This window comes from Pseudomonas sp. Irchel 3H3, from assembly GCF_900187635.1.
In the GTDB taxonomy this organism is placed as follows: Bacteria; Pseudomonadota; Gammaproteobacteria; order Pseudomonadales; family Pseudomonadaceae; genus Aquipseudomonas.
In genome coordinates, this window is the sequence record NZ_FYEC01000042.1 from 15,817 (window position 1) to 37,572 (window position 21,756).

Here is a 21,756-nt window from a genome sequence, read left to right on the forward strand (position 1 = left end):
CACCTCTCGGCGGCCTGCTGCTCCAAGTCAGCAGTTGACGGTGTAAGATGCCCAACAAATATCCACCATCGAGGTTGCCATGACCGGGATATCCCTGATCCTGCCGGAAGACCTATCAAACTCCCTCGCCGATCTGGCCAAGACCAACGGGCAAAGCGCGAGCTATCTCGCGATGGACGTTCTTCGCGATTACATCGCGCATGAGCGTGCGCTGACTGCACAGATCGAATTGGCGGTAAAAGAAGCCGACGAGGGCAAATTTGCCACTGAGGACCAGGTAGCAGCGATGCGTGCTCGTCGCTGGAGCCGTAGTGCGGGTTGAGTGGCTGGAAAGAGCCCTGAAGAACCTGGAAGACGAAGCTAGCTACATTGCCCTTGAAAATCCCAAGGCTGCCAACGACTTTTCCGATGCTGTCTTCGCCAGTGTAGAAAAACTGGCCCGGTTTCCAGCTATGGGCCGTGAAGGCCGGGTCAAAAACACACGTGAATGGGCGGTGCCCAACTGGTCCTATCTCATTCCCTATCGAATACGCGATGATCGCCTTCAAGTTCTTGGCGTATTCCACACACGACAGCGCCCACGTTCCGAGTGGTGATGTCGGCGAAATCTGATCCGTCTCGTCACTCCTTCGTCGCACCGCGCTCAAGTAACCCCTGCCCATCCTAGAGTGTTATCTGTTGATTGCGTCCCCGCTATGCAGCACCCAGGATAAGAGCTGCTACGCTTGAACCATTAGCTTTGGCGCTTTCTAGCCTACCGCCGCACCTGTCTTCTGCGGGCTGATGGAACAGTCGAATTATCAGGTCCTGTGCCCAAGCGAATCAGATTTCGTTGAGCGTAGGAGGGCACATGCCCCCGCCAAAAAGCAGGCCTGCCGCCGGCAATCCAGAGCCGTCGGACGACACCGGCGACGAACAGGTTTTTCAGTCGCGCAAGGAGCGGCTGTACGCCGGTGCGTTATTGCGCGAGCGCCTGCCCCATGGCCAACACGCCCAGTGGAAGCCCGCGCGCAAGCAGCGTAACGCCATCGAGCTGCTCGAAGAATCCAACCGCTATCGACTGCCCAACCTGGTGCCAGTGCGCTACGGCCGCATGCTGCGCAGCCCTTTCACCTTCTTGCGCGGCTCTGCCGGGTTGATGGCCCATGACCTGGCGGCTACCCCGACGACCGGCATCCAGGTCCAGGCCTGCGGCGATTGCCACCTGATGAACTTCGGCTTGTTCGCCACCCCCGAGCGCAACCTGATTTTCGACATCAACGACTTTGACGAAACCCTGCCCGCGCCCTGGGAGTGGGATGTCAAACGCTTGGCGATCAGCTTTGCCGTGGCCGCGCGCGACAACGACCTCGGCGACAAAGAAGCGCGAGCCATTGCCGCCGGCTGCGTGGGCGCCTACCGCGAGCACCTGCGCAGGTTTTCCAGGATGAACCCGATGGACGTCTGGTACGACTGCCTGGACGCGCAAACGATCATCGACATGGCGCCCAATGCGCAGATCAAGAAAATCCGCGAGCAAGTGGTCGCCAAGGCCCGGATGCGGGTCGGTGATTACCTCTACCCCAAGATCAGCGGCGAAGTCGGCGGGCGCCGGCGCCTGATCGATCAACCGCCGATCCTGTTTCATGTGTATGAAAAGGGTTTCATGCGCAACGTCCAACTGACGCTGCAGGACTATCGGCTGTCACTGCCCCATGAGCGGCGCGTGCTGTTCGATCGTTACCGCCTGGAAGACATTGCGGTCAAGGCGGTGGGCATCGGGAGCGTCGGTACCTACTGTTTTGTCGGCCTGTTCTTCTCCGCGGAAAATCACCCGTTGCTCCTGCAGTTCAAGGAGGCCTGTCCTTCGGTCCTGGCGCCCTATGCCGGCAAGAGCAACTACGACAACCACGGTCAGCGAGTGGTCACCGGGCAGCGCCTGATGCAGTCCTCCAGCGATATCTTCCTGGGCTGGACCCGCAGCCAGAACGGTCGCTGTTTTTTTGTCCGGCAGTTGCGTGACATGAAAATGTCCGCGCCGATTGAAGGCGTATCCGCCGCGCGGATGAAAATGTACGCCCAGTGGTGCGGCCTGACCCTGGCCCGCGCCCACGCCAAATCCGGCGATGCGGCGCTCATCAGTGGTTACCTGGGCAAGACCGACTCCTTCGACCAGGCCATCGGCAAATTTTCCATCGCCTATGCCGATCAGAATGCCGCCGACCATGGCACGCTGCTGGCCGCCGAAAAATCCGGGCGGATCATCGCGTTGCGAGAAGAGGAGTGAGGCGCGGCGCTGATGTCGCACCAGGCCCGAGCAGGAGATAACCATGCGCAAACTTATCGTTGCCGCGTTCATCAGCCTGGATGGGGTGATGCAAGCCCCCGGCGGGCCACAGGAAGATACCTGCGGCGGCTTCCGCTATGGCGGCTGGATCGTGCCTTATGCCGACCCGGTCTCGGGCCAGGCGATACAGGCACTGTTTTCCCAGCCGTTCGAATTGCTGCTGGGGCGCCGGACCTACGACATCTTCGCCGCCTATTGGCCGCAGTACAGCCAGGCCGATGCCGATCACCGCACTATCGCCGACCTGTTCAACAGCGTGCCCAAACATGTAGCCACCCATCACCCCGAGACCCTGGCCTGGCACAACAGCCATGGATTGCAGGGCAACCTGACGGAGTCGATACGCGCGCTCAAGCAGGAGCAGGGCGCTCAACTGTTGACCCAGGGCAGTGGTGATCTGGTGCGCCAACTGCTGGTGGCAGGCCTGGTGGACGAACTGCGGCTGATGATATTTCCGATCCTGCTGGGCAAGGGCAAGCGCCTGTTCGACCACAGCGCCCAAGCGGCGGCTTTCACCCTGGTGGAGTCCAGCAGCACCCCCGGCGGCGTGCTGCTGACCCGTTATGTGTACTGCGGTGAGGTGCGCACGGGAACCTTTGACGAGCCCGGCCCAGGCGGCTAAGCGCGTTACTCTTCGTCCGGCCCGACTTCCTTCCAGCTGTCATCCGGGTCAAAGACGGTCATCCCCTGGGCCAGCTTCTCGCTGTCCGGCCCCAGGTCTTTTTCGAACACCTGGCCTTCATGGCTGATCATGAAGCTCATCACCCCGGTGTCGGCGTATTTTGCCGGCCAGGCGATCAGGGCAAACCCCCGGCTCATCTTGTCGCCGATCAGGTAGCTGTAGGCACCGCCCGGGGCCGAGGGTCCCTGGCCATGCAGGATGCGGAAGTGATAACCGTGCCAATCCTCGCCGGCAACGGTCTTGCCGAAGGAGGGGCCCAACGGGCTGATCTGGCCGCTGTCGTCGTCTGCCCAATAGAGCCCGTCATGCTGGCCCGGGTGGCTGAAGAGGTTTTGCGCATACTCCAGGGCACCATCGCCGTCACGGTCGATTGAGGCATATTCCATCTGCGCATCGTGATAGGCCAGCGCCGCCTGTACCGCAGAGAGTTCGTTGCGGCCTATGCGCCGGGCCCGGACTTCGGCGCCGCCGGCCTTGATGTCGAAGCGCCAACCGTTGGCGCTTTTGACCAGGGGGATCGGCAGCGTCCAGTGGTTGCTGCCGACCGACAGCAGCGCCTTGCCGTCGCTGGTTTGCTCGATCTGATGCTGTTCGTGGTACTGCTTGATGAACGCATCGACATCCTGGCGTTCGGCACCTTCACGCGGGATGAAACTACGCCACTCATTGCCCAGCAACGCCGTCAGGCGCTCGTGGTCGGCGTGTTTGCTGCCCAACGCTTCGACGAACGACTGGGCGGCCTGTTCAGGCGTGGCAAATTCCTGCTGGGCGCTGGCCAGGCACGACCAGGCCAGGCCGACAGTCAGCCCCAGGGCATGCAGGAGCCGGCCGGTGAGTGGCTTGCTGCGAGGATGGTTATTCAACGACGGCTCCCCCGTTGGCGCGCGGGTGCGCTGGATGGTCGACTGATTTGATGGCCAGCGGCTCGCGAGGCGCTCGGGCGCTGCGCGGAGACTTGGCTGGCACGGCCACGATTGGCCTGGGCGTTGACCTGGGACGGCGAGCGCGCGCCGGCGAAGGCATTGTTGCGCGCCGCGCCCTGAGTGGCGGCCGGGCGTTTTTGTGTGGTTTGGCGCGCCTGCGCCGGCCGCTGGTCGCGCTGGTTGACCTGCCGGTTGTGCTGGCGCGGCTGCTGATTGTCGCGGGTGGTCCGGGGCGTGCCCTGGCTGCGGTCCGTGGTCCGTGGCCGCTCGTTACTCGCTTGCATGCGGTTGCCCGCCGAGGCACCGGACTGGGCTTCGCGCACCCGGTCACGGGCTTCGCGGTTGCTGGTGGCGGGGCGTTCGATACCGTGCTTGTCCATCGAGCTGCGGGCGTTTTCCCGAGCCTGGGCGCGCTGGGCGTTGTCCCCGCGGTAGGCCTCACGCTGAGTGGCACCGTCCAGTTGGCGACCGTATTGCTGGCGGCTGCGGTTGTCGCGATAGGGCACGCCATTGCGGTGCGCGGAGTTGTGCTGCCACTTGTTCTGGTTGTTGCTGATGCGGTTGTTGGCATTGATGTTGTTGTAGCGATCGACGTCGATGTCGATATCGTTGTCGTCCCAGTCACATTCGCCCCACAACGCGCCGACGATCGCCACGCCGGTGCCGAACGCCAACCCGGCCATCAGCGCCGAACCCGGGTAATAGGCGGGCGGCGGCGGATAGTAGGCCGGTGGCGAGGCCGGGTAGGGCCAGGTGCCGTAGGTGGTGGTCGGGTTATAGGTGGGTACGTACACCACCTGCGGGTCGGCGGGCTGGATGATGATGGTCGAGGTGCTGCTGGCCGGGGCGGGCGCCGAACTGCTGGAGCTGGCGGCTGGAGCCGGTGCCGGGGCAGCGGCCTGGACCGTGACGTTCTGGTACTGGTTGCTCTGCAGGTTGCCGGCGGTTTGCGCCTGGCGGCGCAAGCGTTGCACGCCCTCCATGACGTCGTCAGGCTGCGCCAGGAAGGCATCCCCCAGGCGTTGGACCCAGACCGGATCCTGGCCCAGCGTGACCATGACCTGGGGAAACGCGACCAGCGCCTGCACGCTCGGGTCCCACGGCTGGCTCGCCACCTGCTTGACCGCGTCATCGCCTTTGGCGTCCGGGTGGGCCTTGGACCAGGTCACCGCCTCGGCGATTTCCCCGGGGTAGGTGCTGGCCATCAGCAGTTGGGCCAGCAGGGGGTCGGGATACAGGGCAATGGGCGCCAGCATCTGGTCGAGCTGTTCCTGGGTAAACACCGGGTCCTTGGTCGCTGCCGTGACCGGCGCTGGCGCAGTGGTGCTGGCGGGTGGACTGGCGGCCGGCGCTACGCTTTGTGCCTGGCTGGCCGCTGCACTGACAAAAAGGACGGCTGAGAACGCGTAAATTAATGGAATGCGCATTGCAACTCCATGGGCTCAGGCAGGTTGAGAGGGGTGATTCAAAACCAGGGAAGTGTCAGCCGACTGTGCAAGCCGCAGGCGTCGGTGTCGATGCCGTTCGCTAATAGTAGCAAAGCTTAAAAAACTGCCAGGAAACTCCCGTTCTTTTCCGCACGCAACGGTTCGGCAAGTGCGCAAAACTGCAACTACGCTTTCCAGCGCCAGGCTGGAAATGCCGCCTGGGGATGCCAATGTCTGGCGAGGGAGCGGCCTGCGATGAATAGCCAACCGAGTCATTACACCCGTGCGACCTTGCTGGTGGTCGACGACACGCCCGATAACCTGTTGCTGATGACCGACGTGCTCAAGGATCGCTATCGGGTCAAGGTCGCCAATAGCGGGGAAAAAGCCTTGCGCCTGCTCCAGGGCGACTCGCTGCCGGACTTGATCCTGTTGGACGTGATGATGCCTGGGCTGTCCGGGCATGAAGTGGCCAGGCGACTCAAGGACGATCCTCATACCCGCGAAATTCCGATCATTTTCCTCACCGCCATGGCCGGCACCGAGGACGAGATTCATGGCCTGGAGCTGGGCGCGGTCGACTACATCACCAAGCCGATCAGGCCGGCACTGGTGCTGGCGCGGGTCGACACCCAGCTCAAGCTGAAGGCGGCGGCCGACTTCCTGCGTGATCACAACGACTACCTCGAACAGGAAGTGCAGCGTCGCACCCGCGAGGTGGTCGCCATCCAGGACGTGGCGATCCAGGCCATGGCCTCCCTGGCGGAGACGCGCGACAACGAAACCGGCAATCACATCCGCCGCACCCAGCACTACGTCAAGGTGCTGGCCGAACATCTGCAGGATCACCCGCGTTTCCGGCACTTTCTCAGCGTGGCGACCATCGAGTTGCTGTTCAAGTCGGCGCCCCTGCACGACATTGGCAAGGTCGGCATTCCCGACCATATCCTGCTCAAGCCGGGACGCTTTAGCGCAGAGGAATTCGAGATCATGAAGAGCCACACCACCCTTGGGCGTGACGCCATCCAGCGCGCCGAGGACCAGTTGGGCATACGCGCCGAGTTCCTCAGCCTGGCCAAGGAGATCGCCTACAGCCACCAGGAAAAATGGGATGGCAGCGGCTATCCCCAGGGGCTGGTGGCGGACGCTATCCCCATCAGCGCCCGGTTGATGGCGGTGGCCGACGTCTATGACGCGCTTATAAGCCGGCGTGTGTATAAGGCGGGGATGCCCCATGAGCAGGCTGTCGAGATCATCACTCAGGGGCGCGGCAGCCACTTCGACCCGGACATCTGCGATGCCTTCCTGGCCTGCTGTGAACAGTTCCAGGAGATCGCCCAGCGTTTCGCCGATACCGACCAGGACATGGCCGTGCAGTTGGCGGCCCTGCAACGCAGCGGGCAGACGCCTTGACACCGCGCGTGCGGGGCTTTTTCGATCAGGTTCACGAGGATAGGTAATGGCTGGATTTCGCACCCTGCTCGAGCGTCTCGCGCTGCTGCACAAACTGCTCCTGGGATTCGCCGCGCTGCTGCTGTTGGTGCTGGTGCTCGGCGTGCAAAGCCTGCGCACTCAGCAATCGCTGAAGCAGGACATGCAAAACCTCTATCTGCAGGAACTGGTCGGCATGGAGTACCTGCATGAAGCGCGGGTGCAACTGCCCCATTTGATGCAAACCCTGCAGCGGGCGGTGGGCACCGACAGTGCGCAGATCCGCGTCGAAGCCCTGCAGCAGTTGGCTGACAACCGGCAACGCCTGCAATTGGCCCTGGCCCAGGCCAAGGTCACCCTCAAGCGCCCGGAGAACCTCGCGCGCCTGGCCGAGATCGACCTGATGCTGCAACAGTTGCAGCGCTACAGCGAACAGGCTTTTGTGTTGATCGACCAGGGTCGGCAGAGTCAGGCGCTATTGCTGCTTAACAGCAGCGAGTTCCAGAGGATCGCCCGGCAGGCCGACAGTCATTTGTACGGTATTGCGCAAATCAAGGAAGCCTCGATTCGCGACACCGCCAAGGGCATTGTCGAGTACGCCGAACGCAGCACCTTGCTGACCTACATCCTGTTGTTCGGTGGCCTGTCGTTGGCGTTGTTGCTGTCGTGGCTGGCCAGCCAGTCGATCCGCAACCCGCTGAATCGGGTGCGGGTGGCGGTCGATCAACTGGCCGCCGGGCAGCTCGACCAGCCGATCCCCCACACCGACCTGAACAATGAAACCGGGGACCTGGCGCGGGCCATCGCCCAACTGCAGACCGAGTCCCAGCAACTGGAGCGCCAGCGCTGGATCAAGGGCCATATCGCCCAATTGCAGATCGACCTGCAGCAGGCCGACACCCCGGACGAACTGGCGCAGGTATTCCTGCTGCACATCGCGGGCCTGCACGGCATCTGCCAGGCGGTGCTGTACAGCGCCCAGGAAGACGCCGCCACGCTGCAGCTGATGGGCGGTTATGCCACCGATTCCGAGCACCCACCCAAGGACCAGGTGCCATTCGGCGACGGCCTGTTGGGCCAGTGTGCGCTGGATCGCCAGGTGCGACAGTTGCAGGCGTTGCCGCAGCAGTACTGGCGGTTGCACTCGCCGCTGGGCGAGGTAGCGGCCAGTTGCCTGTTGCTGCAACCGATCGTGCATGGCGAGCGCCTGCTGGGGGTGTTCGAGTTGGCCAGCCTGCAGCCTTTGGACGAGCGTGAATGGCTACTGTTGCAGGAGGCCACGCCACGACTGGCCGCCGCGATGGCGATCATGGAGCGCAATCAGGCGGTCAAGACCCTGTTGGCGCAAACCCGACGCCAGGCCAGCGAAGTGGCGCAACAGGCGCTGCAACTGGAGGCGCAGGCCCAGGCGCTGGAAACCCAGCAAGGGGCACTGCGCGCCACCGAAGCCTGGTATCGCGGCATCATCGAAGCGGCGCCCGATGGCATGCTGGTAGTGGACGATGGTGGGCACATCCTGAGGACCAACCGTCAGCTGGATCAACTGTTCGGCTACGCCCCCGGCGAGCTGATCGGCGCGGCCATCGAGCGCCTCGTGCCGCTGGCCAGTCGCGGCCGTCACGTGGCGCTGCGCGACGGTTTCATCGGCCACGGCGACACCCGGCAGATGGGCGCCAACCTCGAAGACCTGCAAGGCGTGCGCAAGGACGGCAGCCTGTTTTCCGCCGAGATCAGCCTGTCACGCTTGCCCAGCCTGGAAGGGAGCGGCATGTGTGTGTGCGCCTCGGTACGCGATGTCAGCGAGCGCCGGCAACTGCAGGCGGCGCTCAAGGCCAGCGAGATCCAGTTGCGTGCGGTCCTCGACAGCAGCCCGGTGGCCATGCTGATCAAAGACGCCGATGGCCGCCCGACCTACAGCAATCCGCAATTCGACCGCTTGTTCGCCAGCCAGCTTGGGCAACTGCAGGGCAGCGACCTGAGCCAATTCTGGGTCGAGCCCGAGGCCCACCAACGGTTTCTCGCCGAGGTGGCACAAGGGGCGGTGCTCAACTTCGAGGCCAGCCTGCAGCGCACCGACGGTGAGCGTTTCGAGGTGCTGGTGTCGAGCGTCACCCTGACCCAGGGGGAGCGGGGCATGGGGGCCAACTGGTACTTCGACATCACCGATCGCAAGATCGCCGAGGCCCAGGTGCAGCGCGCGCGCGAGACGGCAGAGGAGGCGACCCGGGCCAAGAGCGACTTCCTGGCGACCATGAGCCACGAGATCCGCACCCCGATGAACGCCATCATCGGCATGAGCCACCTGGCCTTGCGCACCGAGCTCGACCATCGCCAGCGCAACTACATCGAAAAGGTCCATCGCTCGGCGGAAAGCCTGCTGGGGATCATCAACGATATCCTCGACTTCTCCCGGATCGAGGCCGGCAAGATGCACCTGGAGCAGATTCCCTTCCACCTAGAAGACGTGCTCGACGGCTTCGCCAACATGATTGGCCTCAAGGCCGAGGACAAAGGCCTGGAACTGCTGTTCAGCATCGCCGCCGAACTGCCCACCGCGTTGATCGGTGATCCGTTGCGCCTCGGCCAGGTGCTGGTCAACCTGGGCAACAACGCGACCAAGTTCACCGAGCAGGGCGAAATCGTGCTCGGCGTGGAGCAGCGCGGTGGTGGGGAAGGCCAGGCGCAGTTGCATTTCTGGGTGCGTGACAGCGGCATCGGCATGAGCGCCGAACAGTGCTCGCGCCTGTTCCAGCCCTTCAGTCAGGCAGACAGTTCCACCACCCGCAAATACGGCGGCACCGGCCTGGGCCTGGCGATTTCCCGGCATCTGGTGGAACTGATGGGCGGCGAGATATGGGTCGAGAGCGAGCCGGGCCAGGGCTCGACCTTTCACTTCGAGGTGAGCCTGGGTCTGCAGCGCGAGAGCCATGTGCGGCGCATGCTGACCGCCGAGGAATTGCTCGGCAGCCGGGTGTTGGTGGTTGACGACAACGCCAGCGCGCGGGAAATCCTCTCGACCATGGCTCGCAGTTTTGGTGTCGAAGTCGATGTCGCGCAGAGCGGCCGGACGGCCCTGGCCAAGCTGGTGGACGCCGAAGCCCGGATGCTGCCCTACGACCTGGTGCTGATGGACTGGCGCATGCCCGGCATGGATGGGGTCGAGACGGTGCTGCAGATGCATGCCGCCCAACTGGCACAAACCCCGTCGGTGATCATGGTCACCGCCTTTGGCCGCGAGGAAGCCCGCGAAGAAGCCAGCCGCCACGGTATTCAATTGCCGGTGGTGCTGACCAAGCCGGTGACCCCCTCGACCTTGCTCGAAGCGCTGGGCACGGTTCTCGGCAAGGCGCCCCAGGTCGACACCCGGGCCAACGAGCGCTCCGGCCAAAGCGCCAGCGCCATCGCCAGCCTGCGTGGCGCGCGGGTGCTGCTGGTGGAAGACAACGAACTGAACCGCGAGCTGGCGTGTGAGTTGCTCGAGAGCGCCGGGATCGAACTGTGCCTGGCCGTCCACGGCGCCGAGGCGTTGGAGCAATTGCAGCGCGACTCAGACTTCGACGGCGTGCTGATGGACTGCCAGATGCCAGTGATGGACGGCTACACCGCCACCGGCAAAATCCGCGAGCAGCCGCGCTGGGCCGACCTGCCGGTGATCGCCATGACCGCCGACGCCATGGCGGGCGACCGCGAGCGGGCGCTGGCCTGCGGCATGAACGACCACATCAGCAAACCGCTGAACATCGACGACATGTTCGCCACCCTGGCCAAGTGGATACACCCACGTCCAGGGCGCGGCGCCCCTGCCGCCGAGATGGCCGCGGCCAATGCAACGACCAGCAGCCTGCCCGCCAGCCTGCCCGGGATCGACCTGCACGCCGGCCTCGCCACCTGCATGGGCAAGACCGACCTCTACCTGCGCCTGCTGGGTAAATTCAACGCCAGCCAACAAGGCTTTGACGGCCAATTCCGCAGCGCGCGAACCCAGGCCGATCCAGCGGCGCCAGCCAGACTCGCCCACACCTTGCGCGGCACCGCCGGCAACATCGGCGCCACCGCCCTGGCCCAAGCCGCCGGTGCCCTGGAGCAAGCGTGCCTGCAAGGCGCCAGCGAACCGGACCTGGCCGAACGCCTGGCGGCCGTCGAACAGCACCTGACCCCGCTGCTGGCCGGCTTGGCGCAGCTAAACGAAACACCGGTAATCGACGCGCCCCCACTGGACAGCGAATGGCACACCCAACTGGCCCACGTCCGCGACTTACTGGCCGAAAGCGACGCCCAAGCCCTGAGCGCCTTGCACACCCTGCAAGGACTGGCATCAGGCCCACGAGTGGCCGAACAGTTAAATCAAGTGATGCAACAAGCCCAATCCTACGACTTCGACCAAGCCCTGGAGCTCCTGGAAAACCTGTCCTGACCAACTGACGGAGATAGAGCCGGGCGCCAAATCACTACAATCCACACCCCCCAACGCTAAGCTATCCTCAGCACCCCGGAGCCCCACCCAAAAAGGATCAACATGACACTAACGGCCAAAACTCTGCTCGAGGTCGCACTGGCCAACCCAGTCAACGCACTCATCACCGCCCGCCTGCCCGCACTCGGCCTGGACCAATGCATGCTCACCGCCGGCTGCCTGTTCCAGGCTATCTGGAACCAACAGGCGCAACGCCCCCTGGACTGGGGCGTAAAGGACTACGACATCTTCTACTTCGACTCAGACCTGTCCTGGGAAGCCGAAGACCAGGTGATCCAGGCCGGCCGCCAACTGTTCCACGACCTCGACGTCAACATCGAATTGAAGAACCAGGCCCGTGTCCACCTGTGGTACCGCCAGCGATTCGGCAGCGACTATCCGCAATTGCACTCAACCCGGGACGGCGTCGACCGCTACCTGATCGCCGGCACCTGCATCGGCCTGGACATCACCAGCGGCGAACTCTACGCCCCCCATGGCCTGGCCGACACGCAGCAGGGGCTACTGCGGATCAACCGGAAGAACCCCAAGCCCGAGCTGTTTGCCCAGAAGGCACAGAGTTACCAGCAGCGCTGGCCTTGGCTGAAGGTTGTGGATTACTGCTCTTGAGAACGAGGCGAATCAAGGTGCTGCATCAACCTTGCTGGCGACCACTGGAACCTCAGGACGCTTGGCCCCGGCTTCCATGGCCGCCACCAGATCCTTGGCACCCAAACCCCATTTGCTGATGACCTTGAAGGCATCAGTGAAGGACACATCCAGCGGATGCACGCGGCTTGCTTCCAGCACATAGATGGCGCCGGCCAATGGCGTGGGCACCGAAGGGACGAAGATCGTATAGCGACCGTCCTCGAACACTTCAATGATGAACGCCGGGACCAGCGCATCTTCGATTTCGACCAAGGCCGGCTTCCAGACGTTTTGCCGGCTATCACCCGCCACTTGCTGGGTCAGGCTGCGGAACAGGCTGTAGCCGGGGATTTTTTCAAACACCGCCCGTTCTGCCCGCGCGCGGGTGCGCTCGCCCAAACCGGTACGCAGGGCGGCGCCAATGAAAAAGCAGATCAATAACACTAGGATCAACGATAACAACTGCTCGGCAGGCAGCCATTCCGGCAACAGTTGGGAGAAGGGTCGCACCAGTTGTCCCAGCGACTTCATGCCCTTGAGCAGCACCAGGATCGCGAGATAAATCGGGACGATAACCAGCAGACCAGCAAGTACCCGTTTGGCGAAGTATCCGAGCGCCGTCTTCATATGCACTGCCCCTGTCGGGATTGGCGGAATAGGGCCGCGCCCCTTGATCGCCCCCTGCAGTTGCAGTAAGCGGCGCTCCAATCAACACGCCGCGCAGCTCCAACCGATAACCGAAGGATCAACCTGTCCTGGCCCCACAGCGAAGTGTGGGGGTGAGATCTACGCAATCAGTACTTGATGTCTCGCGCAGTGTCGCGCGTGTCTTGCTTGGTATCGCGCTTGTCCTGGCGGCAATCGGCGCGACTCTTTTCGTCGCCCTCCTTGCAAGCCTCCTTGGTCTCCCGAGAAGCATCACGCCCCTCCTGCTTGGTATCGCGCGACTCCTGCCGCTGGTCAGCCTGATCGGTGGCGAAAGCCAGTGTCGGCACCCAGGAGCCGCCAACTGCAAGGGCCAGGGCGGTGAGGGCGGTTAGATAGTATCTGCGGATCATGAGCATTCTCCTTGCACTGAATCTAATCAGTGCTTGCCCCGATCTCTGTATCACACGCGGTTAACTGGGGCTGTTGGGCCGCGTGAATTTAAAGGTGCTCTGAGGGATTTAACGATAGGACGAGATGGGGGGTTGTACAAGGTGGGGGTTTTCCGTTTGTCGTGATGGGCGGGGAACTGCCAGAAGCGGACATTCGAACCACACATCAATCCGGCGGGCTTGGCAATCTACTAGGCAAAAACCGTGATCGACCCGTAACGCGTAAAGCGCTACCTGTGCCGCAAGACATCTTTGCAGCCTGTTCTAATTTTTAGCTGAGTGGGCACCCTTTCATGACAGACGGCTGCGCCTTGTCTTTACAGATTGTCTAGTTCTGGATAATATGTCTGATATAGCTATTGTGCCAGGCGCGTAAAATGTCCAAGATTGAAATGCTAAAACTGCTGGATAGGGACAGTGTCAATGCCCTAGTGCTACCCGAGCAGATCCTCTTCGCCGTTCGCGAAGCCTTCTACCTGCACAGCGCAGGAGATGGCCAAATCTTCCCCGTTGTTCGCGAAGCGCTGAGTACGGGTGGCATCTTTGGAATCAAATCCGGTGGTATCGCCAACCAGGGCGTGCTCGGATTCAAAGCCGCCGGTTTCTGGCCCACTAACCGTGCCCTGCAAGGTGAGCCTCATCAAGCGACCATCCTGCTGATTGATCCTACGACCGGACGGCCACTGTGTGTCATTGATGGCAACGTCATTACGACACTCCGTACAGGTGCTGCCGGGGCCTTGGGTCTGGAGATGTTTGCTCGTCGAGGCAGCTCGCGACTCTGCGTTTTCGGCACCGGCGTACAGGCTGGCATTCAAGTGGACTACGCGCTTCGCGTGATGTCCGGCATCAAGCATGTCACCTATCTGACGGCAGATGGCGTACCGAGTGCCCAATTTGAATCGCAGTTTTCAGAACGTGTTTCCATGCGCCACAGCGCATCGGCAAACGATGCCGTATCCAAAAGTGATGTAGTTATCACAGCGACGCCCGGAGGGCAGGTGCTGTTTGACCTGGACGCCGTCCAACCCGGTACGCACTTCAACTGCGTGGGTGCAGACACCAAGGGCAAAAGGGAAGTGCCGGAAGGGCTTCTGCCCAAGGCCAAAATCTTTGTCGACGATAAAGCTCAAGCTTGCCAGCTCGGCGAAACGCAATGGGCGCCGGCTTCACCAGTAATCGAAATCGGTGACCTGCTGACAGGGCAAGTCGAATTCATACGTAGTGCCAATGACATCACCCTCTTCGACATGACGGGGTTGGCGCTGCAAGACCTGACAGTTGCTCAGCTTCTGTTCAAGCAAGCCAATATCGAAGGTATTGGCCACGATATTTCTTGGCCGTGGTAAATCTTTGAGGACATTTTTCTATGCACATTACTCTGCCAACTTATCAAGACGTAGTCGACGCGGCTACGCGACTTGAGGGAGCAGCCAACGTCACGCCTGTTCTGACTTCTCGTACGATCGATGAGGAAGTCGGCGCAAAGGTATTTTTCAAATGCGAAAACTACCAACGTACCGGCTCCTTCAAGTTCCGCGGGGCATACAACTCGCTCGCTAAATTCAGCGAAGAGCAACGTCGAGGCGGTGTTGTAGCGTTCTCTTCGGGGAACCACGCACAAGGAATCGCCTTGGCGGCCAAACTGTTGAAGATCCCGGCCACCATTGTCATGCCAACTGACGCTCCTGCAGCCAAGGTCGCTGCTACCAGAGGCTATGGTGCCGAGGTTGTGTTCTACGACCGTTATACCGAAGACCGCGAGGCTATCGCTCGGGCGCTGGCCGCCAAGCATGGCATGACGCTGATCCCGTCCTATGATCATCCAGACGTGCTGTCCGGCCAGGGTACTGCCGCCAAGGAGCTGTTTGAAAGCGTCGGTCAATTGGACGCCTTGTTTGTAGGTCTGGGTGGCGGCGGCATGTTGTCGGGAACCACCTTGGCGACACGCGCATTGGCACCAGCGTGCGCTGTGATCGGCGTTGAGCCTGAAGCAGGTAACGACGGACAACAATCTTTCAATTCAGGTGAGATTGTTCACATCGACACCCCTGACACCATCGCGGATGGCGCTCAAACCCAGCATCTTGGCAACTATACCTTTCCAATTATTTTGAATGGTGTGAACCGGATTGTAACTGTCACTGACGAAGAACTGATTTCCGCAATGAAATTCTTTGTTCAGCGCATGAAGATTGTGGTCGAGCCCACCGGATGCCTGGGTCTTGCCGCAGTAAGAAAGTTCAAGGATGAACTCCGGGGTCAGCGAGTTGGCGTCATTATTACAGGCGGTAATATTGATATCGACAAGCTTGGAAAGTTTCTCCAGTCCTAAGGGCAGTTAGCTTTACCTGGTGAAAATCAGGCGCTCAACAGCGCCTGACGGCACCGTCTTGCCGGAATTTAACGAACATATATTTAGCCCAGACAACATGGTCATAAATAAGGCCACTATAAAAAGAGGTGCACATGAAAAGCCGCCTTCTCGTTAAAGCGATAGTTATCGCGATGATTTTCGGCGTGGTCCTAGGAGGCACGCTCCACAGTCAGCTGGATGCTGCGGCCGCAAAAGAAATTTCCGGATACCTGAACCTGGTCACTGACGTGTTTTTACGTCTGATCAAAATGGTTATCGCACCGTTGGTGCTTGCCACCCTGGTCACCGGGGTGGCCAGCATGTCAGGGAACGGTTCGATGGGTCGTATCGGCTTTAAAGCCATCACCTGGTTCCTGATTGCCTCTCTGGTATCCCTGTCCATCGGTTTGGTCTTAGCCAATATTTTCCAGCCAGGTGTCGGTCTGAACCTGACCGTGAACGGTGAAGCCGTGAGTACAGGCTTGAACACTTCTGGCTTTAGCCTGCCGATCTTCCTCACCCATGTATTTCCTCGAAGCATTATTGAGGCAATGGGTACAAACGAAGTGCTGCAGATCGTTGTGTTCTCGCTGTTCTTCGGCTCTGCATTAGCGTTCGTCAAGGGCAGAGGCAAAGGCAAGTCCATCATCGTGGACATGCTCGAAGAATTGGCCAATGTCATGTTCAGGGTTACCGATTACGTCATGTATGTGGCTCCACTGGCTGTATTTGCAGCCATCGCCGCCACCATCACCGTACATGGTCTGGAAATGGTCGTGACCTTTGGCAAGATGGTTGGGCAGTTTTACCTAGGCTTAGCAATTCTTTGGTTGTTAATTACGCTTGCCGGCTACATGGCCCTCGGCCCACGCATCAAAGACCTGTTCAAGCATATGCGTGAGCCAATTCTGATCGCCTTCTCTACGGCGAGCAGTGAGGCCGCGTACCCGAAAACCATTGCCGCCATGGACAAATTTGGCGCCAACAAACGTGTAAGCAGCTTCGTCCTGCCGTTGGGTTACTCATTCAACCTGGATGGCTCGATGATGTACCAAGCCTTCATCGTGATGTTCATCGCCCAGGCGTACAACATTGAAATGACTGTCTCCCACCAGATCATGGTGTTGCTGACGCTACTGGTTATCAGCAAAGGTACCGCAGGTGTAGCGCGGGGCGCTCTGGTCGTCCTGGCTGCGGGTCTGCCGATGATGGGCCTTCCGGAAGCAGGCCTACTTCTCATCCTCGCCGTTGACCCCATCCTGGACATGGGGCGCACCGCTACCAACGTGTTTGGCTGCGGTGTCGCAACAGCCGTCATCGGTCGACACGGTAATGAGCGTGAGGAAGTTGAAACTACAATTGATGCTGAGAAAAGTCCTCAAGTCGTGTAATCAAAAAGTGGGATTACCAAGTGTCCTGTTACTTGCAGCGGGTTGAACTATCGCAGGTTCCGCCAGCAAGCGTGAAATCGGTGATACCAAATGCGGCTTTGTGGCATCGATGGACCTAAACACACAGTAGTCTCGGATTCTCCCAAACTTCTTTCCGCGAGCGGTGTCACCGAGCCTGGCAAGGTTCAGGCAGCCTCCACAAACGCTCATTGATACATCCAAGAGCTGACGCCGTAGGCATCGCTTGCTGCGCCGGCTCCACCTAGACAAGGGTACTTATGAAAATTATTAGCACCGATGCGGCTTCCCAACCTGCCGGTCACTACTCGCAAGCGGTTATTCACCAAGGCTCGCTTTACATTTCGGGCCAGCTTCCCGTTAGTCCGGATGGCACTCACAACGTTGAGGCGTCGTTCACCGAACAGGCACAAGTTGCACTGAACAACCTGCTGGCCATCCTGCATGCCGCAGATTGCTCTCCCTGCGACCTGGTCAAAGTCACTGTTTACGTCGCAGGCGTGAAGCACTGGCCGGCCTTTGACCGGATCTACTCCGAAATGTTGGGCAGCCACCGTCCAGCTCGCGCCGTGGTACCGGTACCAGAGCTGCACCATGGCTACCTGGTTGAGATTGAGGCAGTTGCACGCACTGAAACCAACGCTGCTTGAAGCGCTGAAGGTACGTCCATTTCTGGCATTTCAGAGGAGATCGATGATGCTCAATGTCGCGTCGAATGAAGCTTGGCCCACGGGCTTCCAAATCAATCCATCACCCGCTGTTATCCCTGAAGAGTGGCTGACTGCGTACAGCCAAGTCCCCAGCGCAATCATCAGTGATTGTCTGGGTCGCAACGTAGGCGGGCTAGGACTTCGCCCATTTCACGGGCGCGGCCACATGTGCGGCACAGCGATTACCGTGCGAGTTCGCCCCGGCGATAACCTGATGACGCTTAATGCCATTCAGATGGCACGTCCTGGGGACATCCTGGTGGTAGATGGCAGTGGGGACCAGACTAGAGCCATCATTGGGGGGATCATGCGGGCGATGGCGCTCAAAGCCGGGATCGTCGGGATTGTCATAAACGGTATGCTTCGTGACCATGACGACTGGCTGGACGGCAAGATGCCGATTTTCGCCCTCGGCTGTGTCCACCGTGGCCCAAGTACGGACGGTGCTGGTGAGATCAATATCCCAGTGTCGTGCGCAGGGCTGGTCGTTAATCCGGGTGACCTGGTGATAGGCGATTCCGACGGCGTTGTTGCCATCGCTCAGGACCAGCTCGCAAGGGTTTATGAGCGCTGCCGTCAACTGCTGGATCGGGAAGCGTCGATCCTCAAGGGAATTGAAGACGGCACACTTGACCCTGATCGGTTCAATGCGATGCTCAGGGCCAAAGGCTGTCCTGTGTAGCCGAGCTCATACGAGGTGTTGATCACCTCGTATCGCTATACACCGTTGCGCGGGATACGCCGAGGTGTGAAGCCACCGTTTCCATGGCCTTTCTGATATCGAGGAGGCCACACGCCTTCAACTCCTGAAGTAATACTCGCCGATCGCCAGCCTTCAGCGCACGGGGAGAAGTAGATAGCCGTGCAGCAAACTGATCAATGCGCGCGCGAATCGTTTCTGCACCGCTCGATTCGAGCGACTCATGCGGACGATCGCCACTGAAGGATCCGAACTGATCCAGCATGCCCTGCAGCCCCCTAAACAGGGTGAGATCAATGTTCATGCAGAGCGCGGCCACATACCGTCCAGTGGAGTCCTTGATTCCAATAGAAGTGCTTTTGGCCTGGCGCCCATCTTTGAATTGATTGGGATAATTGGCAATTATTTGGGGATAGGCGGGATCGGCAATCCGGGCAAGCCCCAACTCGGTAGCCGATTGCCCGCTCTCCCTGCCAGAAAGATTATTGTGAATGGCCAATATTGCGTGCTCGGGATCTCGCAGATCGTGCAATACGACTTCGCAAAATGGGCTGAAGGTCTGGCTCAAGCCTTCTGCTATTTGCTCCAGCTGACTGATCAGCGCCTGTTGCTCGGGGGTAGTTTTCTTCATCGTGAAGATGTCCAGCAAAAGTAAAAGGTTTCAGTGAGAGGACGATAACAGGCTATGACCCGCTTTTCTCAGTACCTTTCGTTTTGAATGATTCACTCAAGAAAGAAGCTAGAGCCTGTATTTTTCGGGACCTGTTATTTCTGGTCGGTATCAGCAAAAGAATCGGGGCGGTCCCGAACTCCCAGTCCGCCATCACACGGATCAGGCTTCCTTGGGCAATCGAATCAACGACGTCCCATTGCGAACGCAGAACCAAACCAAGATCCTGTTCGGCCCATCTGCGCGCCACTCCACCATCATTGCTGACCATGCTCGGAAAGATTCACAGAGACTTGCTCTCGTTGTCCCTGCGTAGGTGCCAGGCCTGTTTAACCTCGGTAACGCAATTGGCGCTTGGGTTGGTGGTTTCGTGATCGCTGCTGGTCTGGGCCTGGCATCACCTAACTGGGCCGGTGCCCTGCTGTCCGTTATCACTCTCGTCTTGGCCATGATCACTGGCACCTTGGATCGTCGTGATGCCGTATCAGCGTCTCTGCGTACGGCGTAAGAGTTAGCATTCGCTCTCCAGATGTGCGCTGACACCCAATGGCACAATCGCCAGTGGCCATCCGCACGAGCGCTTCTCGCAAACCCAACGACACGGTCGTGTGGATTGCGAGAAGCGTTTTATTTTGGGTATAAGGCGAACAGATGTGTAACGCGTCAAAGGTGGCGATGCCGGCTAAAATCTAGCCGTTCATTTTGCCATCCACCCTATTAGCGCGTGGTTAAATTCAGCGGGTTCCTCCATTTGAGGGGCATGACCCAAACCAGGAAACTCGATCAGCTCTGCCCCAGGGATCGCCCCTTTAGCGGCCCTACCCAGCTCTGGGTAATTTCCGATCTTCGCTTTGACCTCAGCCGGAGCGATGTCACTACCGATCGCCGTAGTATCGGCCTGGCCAATCATCAAGAGCGTTGGCACTTGGAGTTTAGGAAACTCGTATACGACCGGTTGGGTGAAAATCATGTCGTAGATCAGAGCCGAGTTCCAGGCTACAAGACGGTGTCCGGGGCCAGCATTAAGCCCTGCCAGCATATCAACCCACTTATCGTACTCAGGCTTCCAGCGGCCATCGTAATAGGTCTTCTGTTCGTAAGCTTTGACGCTTGCAGCACTGAGCTTCAGCTCTCGATCAAACCACTGATCAACCGTTCGGTAGGGCACCCCCTGCGCTTTCCAATCTTCAAGCCCGATAGGGTTAACCAAGACCAGATTTGCGGTGTCAGCGGGATACATGAGGGCGTATCGGGTAGCCAGCATGCCACCGGTTGAGTGACCGATGATGGTAGCTTTTTTGACGCCCAGGTGTTTCAACAGCTCATGGGTGTTATCGGCCAACTGTTGGAAGGTGTATTGATAGTTGGCAGGCTTGCTCGAAGAACAAAAGCCAATCTGATCAGGTGCGATGACCCGATACCCGGCTGCATGCAGCGCGCCTATCGTACTATCCCACGTTGCAGCGCAAAAATTTTTACCGTGCAGAAGAACAACCGTTTCAGAGGGTCCGGCTTTTTCAGCAGGAATATCCATGTACCCCATCTGAACCTCTTGAGATTGAGACGTGAAATTGATGTGTTGCAGAGGGTAGGGGTAGGAAAATCCTTCCAGCTGAGGCCCATAAATGCTTGCAGCTTGGGCCTGCTGAGAGCCTAAAACGACTATCGATGCCAGCAGTGAAATTTTGAAAACATTTCCAGAAATCATATCGTACCAATTATGAATTAGTTCAGGACTTTATTTAAATAGACCCACAATTAAGGTAGCGTGAAGAGCATGAACAAATTCCTGACTATGCAAAACCTTCCCGCCAGCCTCGTCAAATCATCGGATTGGTTACTATCTTGGCTAATTTGGAGAACGGTCAGGAGAGGGGGCTGATCGGACGGTTACAATTCTCCTCGCTGCGGAGGAATAATAAATTCGTCCCCTTTTTCTCCTAATCAGTGCTTGCCCCGATCTCTGTATCACACGCGGTTAACTGGGGCTGTTGGGCCGCGTGATGTGAAAGGTGTTCTGAGGGATTTAACGATAGGACGAGATGGGGGGTTGTACAAGGTGGGGAGGTCTTAAAGTGCACGTGGAAATTTCCCCTGCGATTGATATTTATGGATACTGAAGCGCGCAGCACCAAACTGCCATTATGCGCCATAAGTTGCACACTGAAATGTGGATAACCCTGTGAATAAACCTCTACAGCGCATGCACTTAAACACTCACAGACAAGTGCGCAATAAGTTGCACAGCATTGCGCAACTTATTGCGCACTTTTATTCGTAATTCCTATGTCAGGCGTTAGCCAAGCCCACGACTTTCAATCCATGCCATTGATAAGCAACGGATTTAATGTTGTTGGCATAAACCTTGATAATTTTTTTAGAACCTGCAACGCGAACATGCCTGTGGGTCCCTATATTTTCAGCAAGGAGAACATCCATGGCTACGCCAGCATATATGTCCATCACGGGTACCAAGCAGGGCCTGATCACCGCCGGTGCTTTCACCGCTGACTCGGTCGGCAACACTTACCAGGTAGGTCATGAAGACCAGGTCATGGTTCAGGGCTTCAACCACGAAGTGATCATTCCTCGCGATCCGCAATCGGGTCAGCCGACCGGTCAGCGCGTTCATAAGCCTGTCAAAATCACCAAGGTGTTTGACAAGTCCTCGCCGCTGCTGCTGGCAGCACTGACTTCCGGCGAGCGCCTGACTGAGATTACCATCGAGTGGTATCGCACCTCGGCAGCGGGTACTCAAGAGCACTACTACACCACCAAGCTCGAAGACGCGATTATCGTTGATATCAAGGACTACATGCATAACTGCCAGGACCCGGCGAACTCGCACTTCACGCATCTGGAAGACGTTGAGTTCACCTACCGCAAAATCACCTGGACCCACGAAGTGTCTGGCACCTCTG

21 protein-coding genes are annotated in these 21,756 nt (G+C 59.4%); 13 read left to right on the plus strand and 8 right to left on the minus strand.

All coding sequences use genetic code 11. The annotated features are described in order from the left end of the window. Positions 1 to 79: 79 nt before the first annotated feature. The 4 genes from CKW24_RS26205 to CKW24_RS26220 all read left to right on the plus strand — a co-directional run bounded on the left by CKW24_RS26205 (position 80) and on the right by CKW24_RS26220 (position 2,948). The gene (locus tag CKW24_RS26205; protein ID WP_095171606.1) at positions 80 to 322 is read left to right on the plus strand and encodes a CopG family ribbon-helix-helix protein; all 243 of its coding nucleotides are present in this window, start codon (positions 80 to 82) and stop codon (positions 320 to 322) included. After that, a complete protein-coding gene (locus CKW24_RS26210) occupies positions 312 to 596 on the plus strand; it encodes a type II toxin-antitoxin system RelE/ParE family toxin (protein ID WP_095171608.1) in 285 nt (94 codons plus the stop codon). Before CKW24_RS26205 ends, CKW24_RS26210 begins: the two co-directional genes overlap by 11 nt. A 254-nt stretch (positions 597 to 850) precedes the next feature. After that, positions 851 to 2,266, plus strand: coding sequence for a DUF2252 domain-containing protein (locus tag CKW24_RS26215; protein ID WP_095171610.1), 1,416 nt, complete (start codon positions 851 to 853; stop codon positions 2,264 to 2,266). A 43-nt stretch (positions 2,267 to 2,309) separates the two neighbouring features. Then, positions 2,310 to 2,948, plus strand: coding sequence for a dihydrofolate reductase family protein (locus CKW24_RS26220; RefSeq protein WP_095171612.1), 639 nt, complete (start codon positions 2,310 to 2,312; stop codon positions 2,946 to 2,948). Between the two features lie 5 nt (positions 2,949 to 2,953). On the opposite strand, the gene CKW24_RS26225 is transcribed toward CKW24_RS26220, so the two are convergent. Then, positions 2,954 to 3,829: a DUF2950 domain-containing protein gene (locus tag CKW24_RS26225; protein WP_095171637.1), complete on the minus strand. Its 876-nt coding sequence runs from the start codon at positions 3,827 to 3,829 to the stop codon at positions 2,954 to 2,956. A gap of 38 nt (positions 3,830 to 3,867) precedes the next feature. Next, positions 3,868 to 5,358, minus strand: a complete 1,491-nt coding sequence (locus CKW24_RS26230; protein ID WP_095171614.1) for a DUF3300 domain-containing protein — start codon at positions 5,356 to 5,358, stop codon at positions 3,868 to 3,870. A gap of 255 nt (positions 5,359 to 5,613) precedes the next feature. On the opposite strand from CKW24_RS26230, the gene CKW24_RS26235 reads away from it, so the two are divergent. The 3 genes from CKW24_RS26235 (at position 5,614) to CKW24_RS26245 (ending at position 11,872) form a co-directional block, all read left to right on the plus strand. Beyond that, positions 5,614 to 6,771: a two-component system response regulator gene (locus CKW24_RS26235; RefSeq protein WP_095171616.1), complete on the plus strand. Its 1,158-nt coding sequence runs from the start codon at positions 5,614 to 5,616 to the stop codon at positions 6,769 to 6,771. Positions 6,772 to 6,817: 46 nt separating this feature from the next. Beyond that, entirely contained in the window at positions 6,818 to 11,203 is a 4,386-nt protein-coding gene (locus tag CKW24_RS26240; protein WP_095171617.1) for a response regulator, read from the plus strand. Between the two features lie 102 nt (positions 11,204 to 11,305). Then, positions 11,306 to 11,872 carry a nucleotidyltransferase family protein gene (locus CKW24_RS26245; protein ID WP_095171619.1) on the plus strand — a complete coding sequence of 189 codons (567 nt, stop codon included), beginning with the start codon at positions 11,306 to 11,308 and terminating at the stop codon, positions 11,870 to 11,872. 12 nt (positions 11,873 to 11,884) lie between these two features. Here CKW24_RS26245 and CKW24_RS26250 read toward each other — a convergent pair whose 3' ends face one another. Together CKW24_RS26250 and CKW24_RS26255 are read right to left on the minus strand one after the other, a co-directional pair. Then, complete coding sequence (locus CKW24_RS26250) at positions 11,885 to 12,520, minus strand: DUF502 domain-containing protein (protein ID WP_095171621.1); 636 nt, start codon at positions 12,518 to 12,520, stop codon at positions 11,885 to 11,887. A 167-nt stretch (positions 12,521 to 12,687) separates the two neighbouring features. Next, positions 12,688 to 12,951 (minus strand): hypothetical protein, encoded by a 264-nt coding sequence (locus tag CKW24_RS26255; RefSeq protein WP_095171623.1) that lies wholly within the window; start codon positions 12,949 to 12,951, stop codon positions 12,688 to 12,690. A gap of 416 nt (positions 12,952 to 13,367) precedes the next feature. Between CKW24_RS26255 and CKW24_RS26260 the strand changes: the two genes are divergently transcribed. From CKW24_RS26260 to CKW24_RS26280, 5 genes are all read left to right on the plus strand, one after another. Further along, on the plus strand, positions 13,368 to 14,339 hold the full coding sequence (locus CKW24_RS26260) for an ornithine cyclodeaminase family protein (RefSeq protein ID WP_095171625.1): 972 nt from the start codon (positions 13,368 to 13,370) through the stop codon (positions 14,337 to 14,339). 20 nt (positions 14,340 to 14,359) lie between these two features. Then, positions 14,360 to 15,325 carry a threo-3-hydroxy-L-aspartate ammonia-lyase gene (locus tag CKW24_RS26265; protein WP_095171627.1) on the plus strand — a complete coding sequence of 322 codons (966 nt, stop codon included), beginning with the start codon at positions 14,360 to 14,362 and terminating at the stop codon, positions 15,323 to 15,325. 134 nt (positions 15,326 to 15,459) lie between these two features. Then, positions 15,460 to 16,737 carry a dicarboxylate/amino acid:cation symporter gene (locus CKW24_RS26270; RefSeq protein ID WP_095171629.1) on the plus strand — a complete coding sequence of 426 codons (1,278 nt, stop codon included), beginning with the start codon at positions 15,460 to 15,462 and terminating at the stop codon, positions 16,735 to 16,737. A 278-nt stretch (positions 16,738 to 17,015) separates the two neighbouring features. Next, the gene (locus CKW24_RS26275) at positions 17,016 to 17,405 is read left to right on the plus strand and encodes a RidA family protein (protein WP_095171630.1); all 390 of its coding nucleotides are present in this window, start codon (positions 17,016 to 17,018) and stop codon (positions 17,403 to 17,405) included. After that, positions 17,350 to 18,147 (plus strand): RraA family protein, encoded by a 798-nt coding sequence (locus tag CKW24_RS26280; protein WP_256585546.1) that lies wholly within the window; start codon positions 17,350 to 17,352, stop codon positions 18,145 to 18,147. Before CKW24_RS26275 ends, CKW24_RS26280 begins: the two co-directional genes overlap by 56 nt. Before the next feature lie 22 nt (positions 18,148 to 18,169). Here CKW24_RS26280 and CKW24_RS26285 read toward each other — a convergent pair whose 3' ends face one another. The 4 genes from CKW24_RS26285 to CKW24_RS28210 form a co-directional block, all read right to left on the minus strand. Next, entirely contained in the window at positions 18,170 to 18,796 is a 627-nt protein-coding gene (locus CKW24_RS26285) for a transcriptional regulator (RefSeq protein WP_095171639.1), read from the minus strand. A 52-nt stretch (positions 18,797 to 18,848) separates the two neighbouring features. Beyond that, positions 18,849 to 19,106, minus strand: coding sequence for a LysR substrate-binding domain-containing protein (locus CKW24_RS26290; protein WP_095171633.1), 258 nt, complete (start codon positions 19,104 to 19,106; stop codon positions 18,849 to 18,851). A 426-nt stretch (positions 19,107 to 19,532) separates the two neighbouring features. After that, positions 19,533 to 20,543 carry an alpha/beta fold hydrolase gene (locus CKW24_RS26300; protein WP_095171635.1) on the minus strand — a complete coding sequence of 337 codons (1,011 nt, stop codon included), beginning with the start codon at positions 20,541 to 20,543 and terminating at the stop codon, positions 19,533 to 19,535. Between the two features lie 581 nt (positions 20,544 to 21,124). After that, positions 21,125 to 21,274, minus strand: coding sequence for a hypothetical protein (locus tag CKW24_RS28210; RefSeq protein WP_159987328.1), 150 nt, complete (start codon positions 21,272 to 21,274; stop codon positions 21,125 to 21,127). Between CKW24_RS28210 and CKW24_RS26305 the strand changes: the two genes are divergently transcribed. Further along, positions 21,273 to 21,756 (plus strand): Hcp family type VI secretion system effector (locus CKW24_RS26305; RefSeq protein WP_095171641.1); only part of this gene is annotated, 484 nt, incomplete at its 3' end. The genes CKW24_RS28210 and CKW24_RS26305 overlap by 2 nt on opposite strands.

Excerpts from the sequence above, each read along its gene's own strand:
- CKW24_RS26205 (WP_095171606.1), top strand. The coding sequence starts at position 80 with ATGACCGGGATATCCCTGATCCTGCCGGAAGACCTATCAAACTCCCTC.
- CKW24_RS26215 (WP_095171610.1), top strand. The coding sequence starts at position 851 with ATGCCCCCGCCAAAAAGCAGGCCTGCCGCCGGCAATCCAGAGCCGTCG.
- CKW24_RS26220 (WP_095171612.1), top strand. The coding sequence starts at position 2,310 with ATGCGCAAACTTATCGTTGCCGCGTTCATCAGCCTGGATGGGGTGATG.
- CKW24_RS26230 (WP_095171614.1), bottom strand. The coding sequence starts at position 5,358 with ATGCGCATTCCATTAATTTACGCGTTCTCAGCCGTCCTTTTTGTCAGT.
- CKW24_RS26235 (WP_095171616.1), top strand. The coding sequence starts at position 5,614 with ATGAATAGCCAACCGAGTCATTACACCCGTGCGACCTTGCTGGTGGTC.
- CKW24_RS26240 (WP_095171617.1), top strand. The coding sequence starts at position 6,818 with ATGGCTGGATTTCGCACCCTGCTCGAGCGTCTCGCGCTGCTGCACAAA.
- CKW24_RS26245 (WP_095171619.1), top strand. The coding sequence starts at position 11,306 with ATGACACTAACGGCCAAAACTCTGCTCGAGGTCGCACTGGCCAACCCA.
- CKW24_RS26250 (WP_095171621.1), bottom strand. The coding sequence starts at position 12,520 with ATGAAGACGGCGCTCGGATACTTCGCCAAACGGGTACTTGCTGGTCTG.
- CKW24_RS26255 (WP_095171623.1), bottom strand. The coding sequence starts at position 12,951 with ATGATCCGCAGATACTATCTAACCGCCCTCACCGCCCTGGCCCTTGCA.
- CKW24_RS26260 (WP_095171625.1), top strand. The coding sequence starts at position 13,368 with ATGTCCAAGATTGAAATGCTAAAACTGCTGGATAGGGACAGTGTCAAT.
- CKW24_RS26265 (WP_095171627.1), top strand. The coding sequence starts at position 14,360 with ATGCACATTACTCTGCCAACTTATCAAGACGTAGTCGACGCGGCTACG.
- CKW24_RS26270 (WP_095171629.1), top strand. The coding sequence starts at position 15,460 with ATGAAAAGCCGCCTTCTCGTTAAAGCGATAGTTATCGCGATGATTTTC.
- CKW24_RS26275 (WP_095171630.1), top strand. The coding sequence starts at position 17,016 with ATGAAAATTATTAGCACCGATGCGGCTTCCCAACCTGCCGGTCACTAC.
- CKW24_RS26280 (WP_256585546.1), top strand. The coding sequence starts at position 17,350 with ATGGCTACCTGGTTGAGATTGAGGCAGTTGCACGCACTGAAACCAACG.
- CKW24_RS26285 (WP_095171639.1), bottom strand. The coding sequence starts at position 18,796 with ATGAAGAAAACTACCCCCGAGCAACAGGCGCTGATCAGTCAGCTGGAG.
- CKW24_RS26290 (WP_095171633.1), bottom strand. The coding sequence starts at position 19,106 with ATGGTCAGCAATGATGGTGGAGTGGCGCGCAGATGGGCCGAACAGGAT.
- CKW24_RS26300 (WP_095171635.1), bottom strand. The coding sequence starts at position 20,543 with ATGATTTCTGGAAATGTTTTCAAAATTTCACTGCTGGCATCGATAGTC.
- CKW24_RS28210 (WP_159987328.1), bottom strand. The coding sequence starts at position 21,274 with ATGGATGTTCTCCTTGCTGAAAATATAGGGACCCACAGGCATGTTCGC.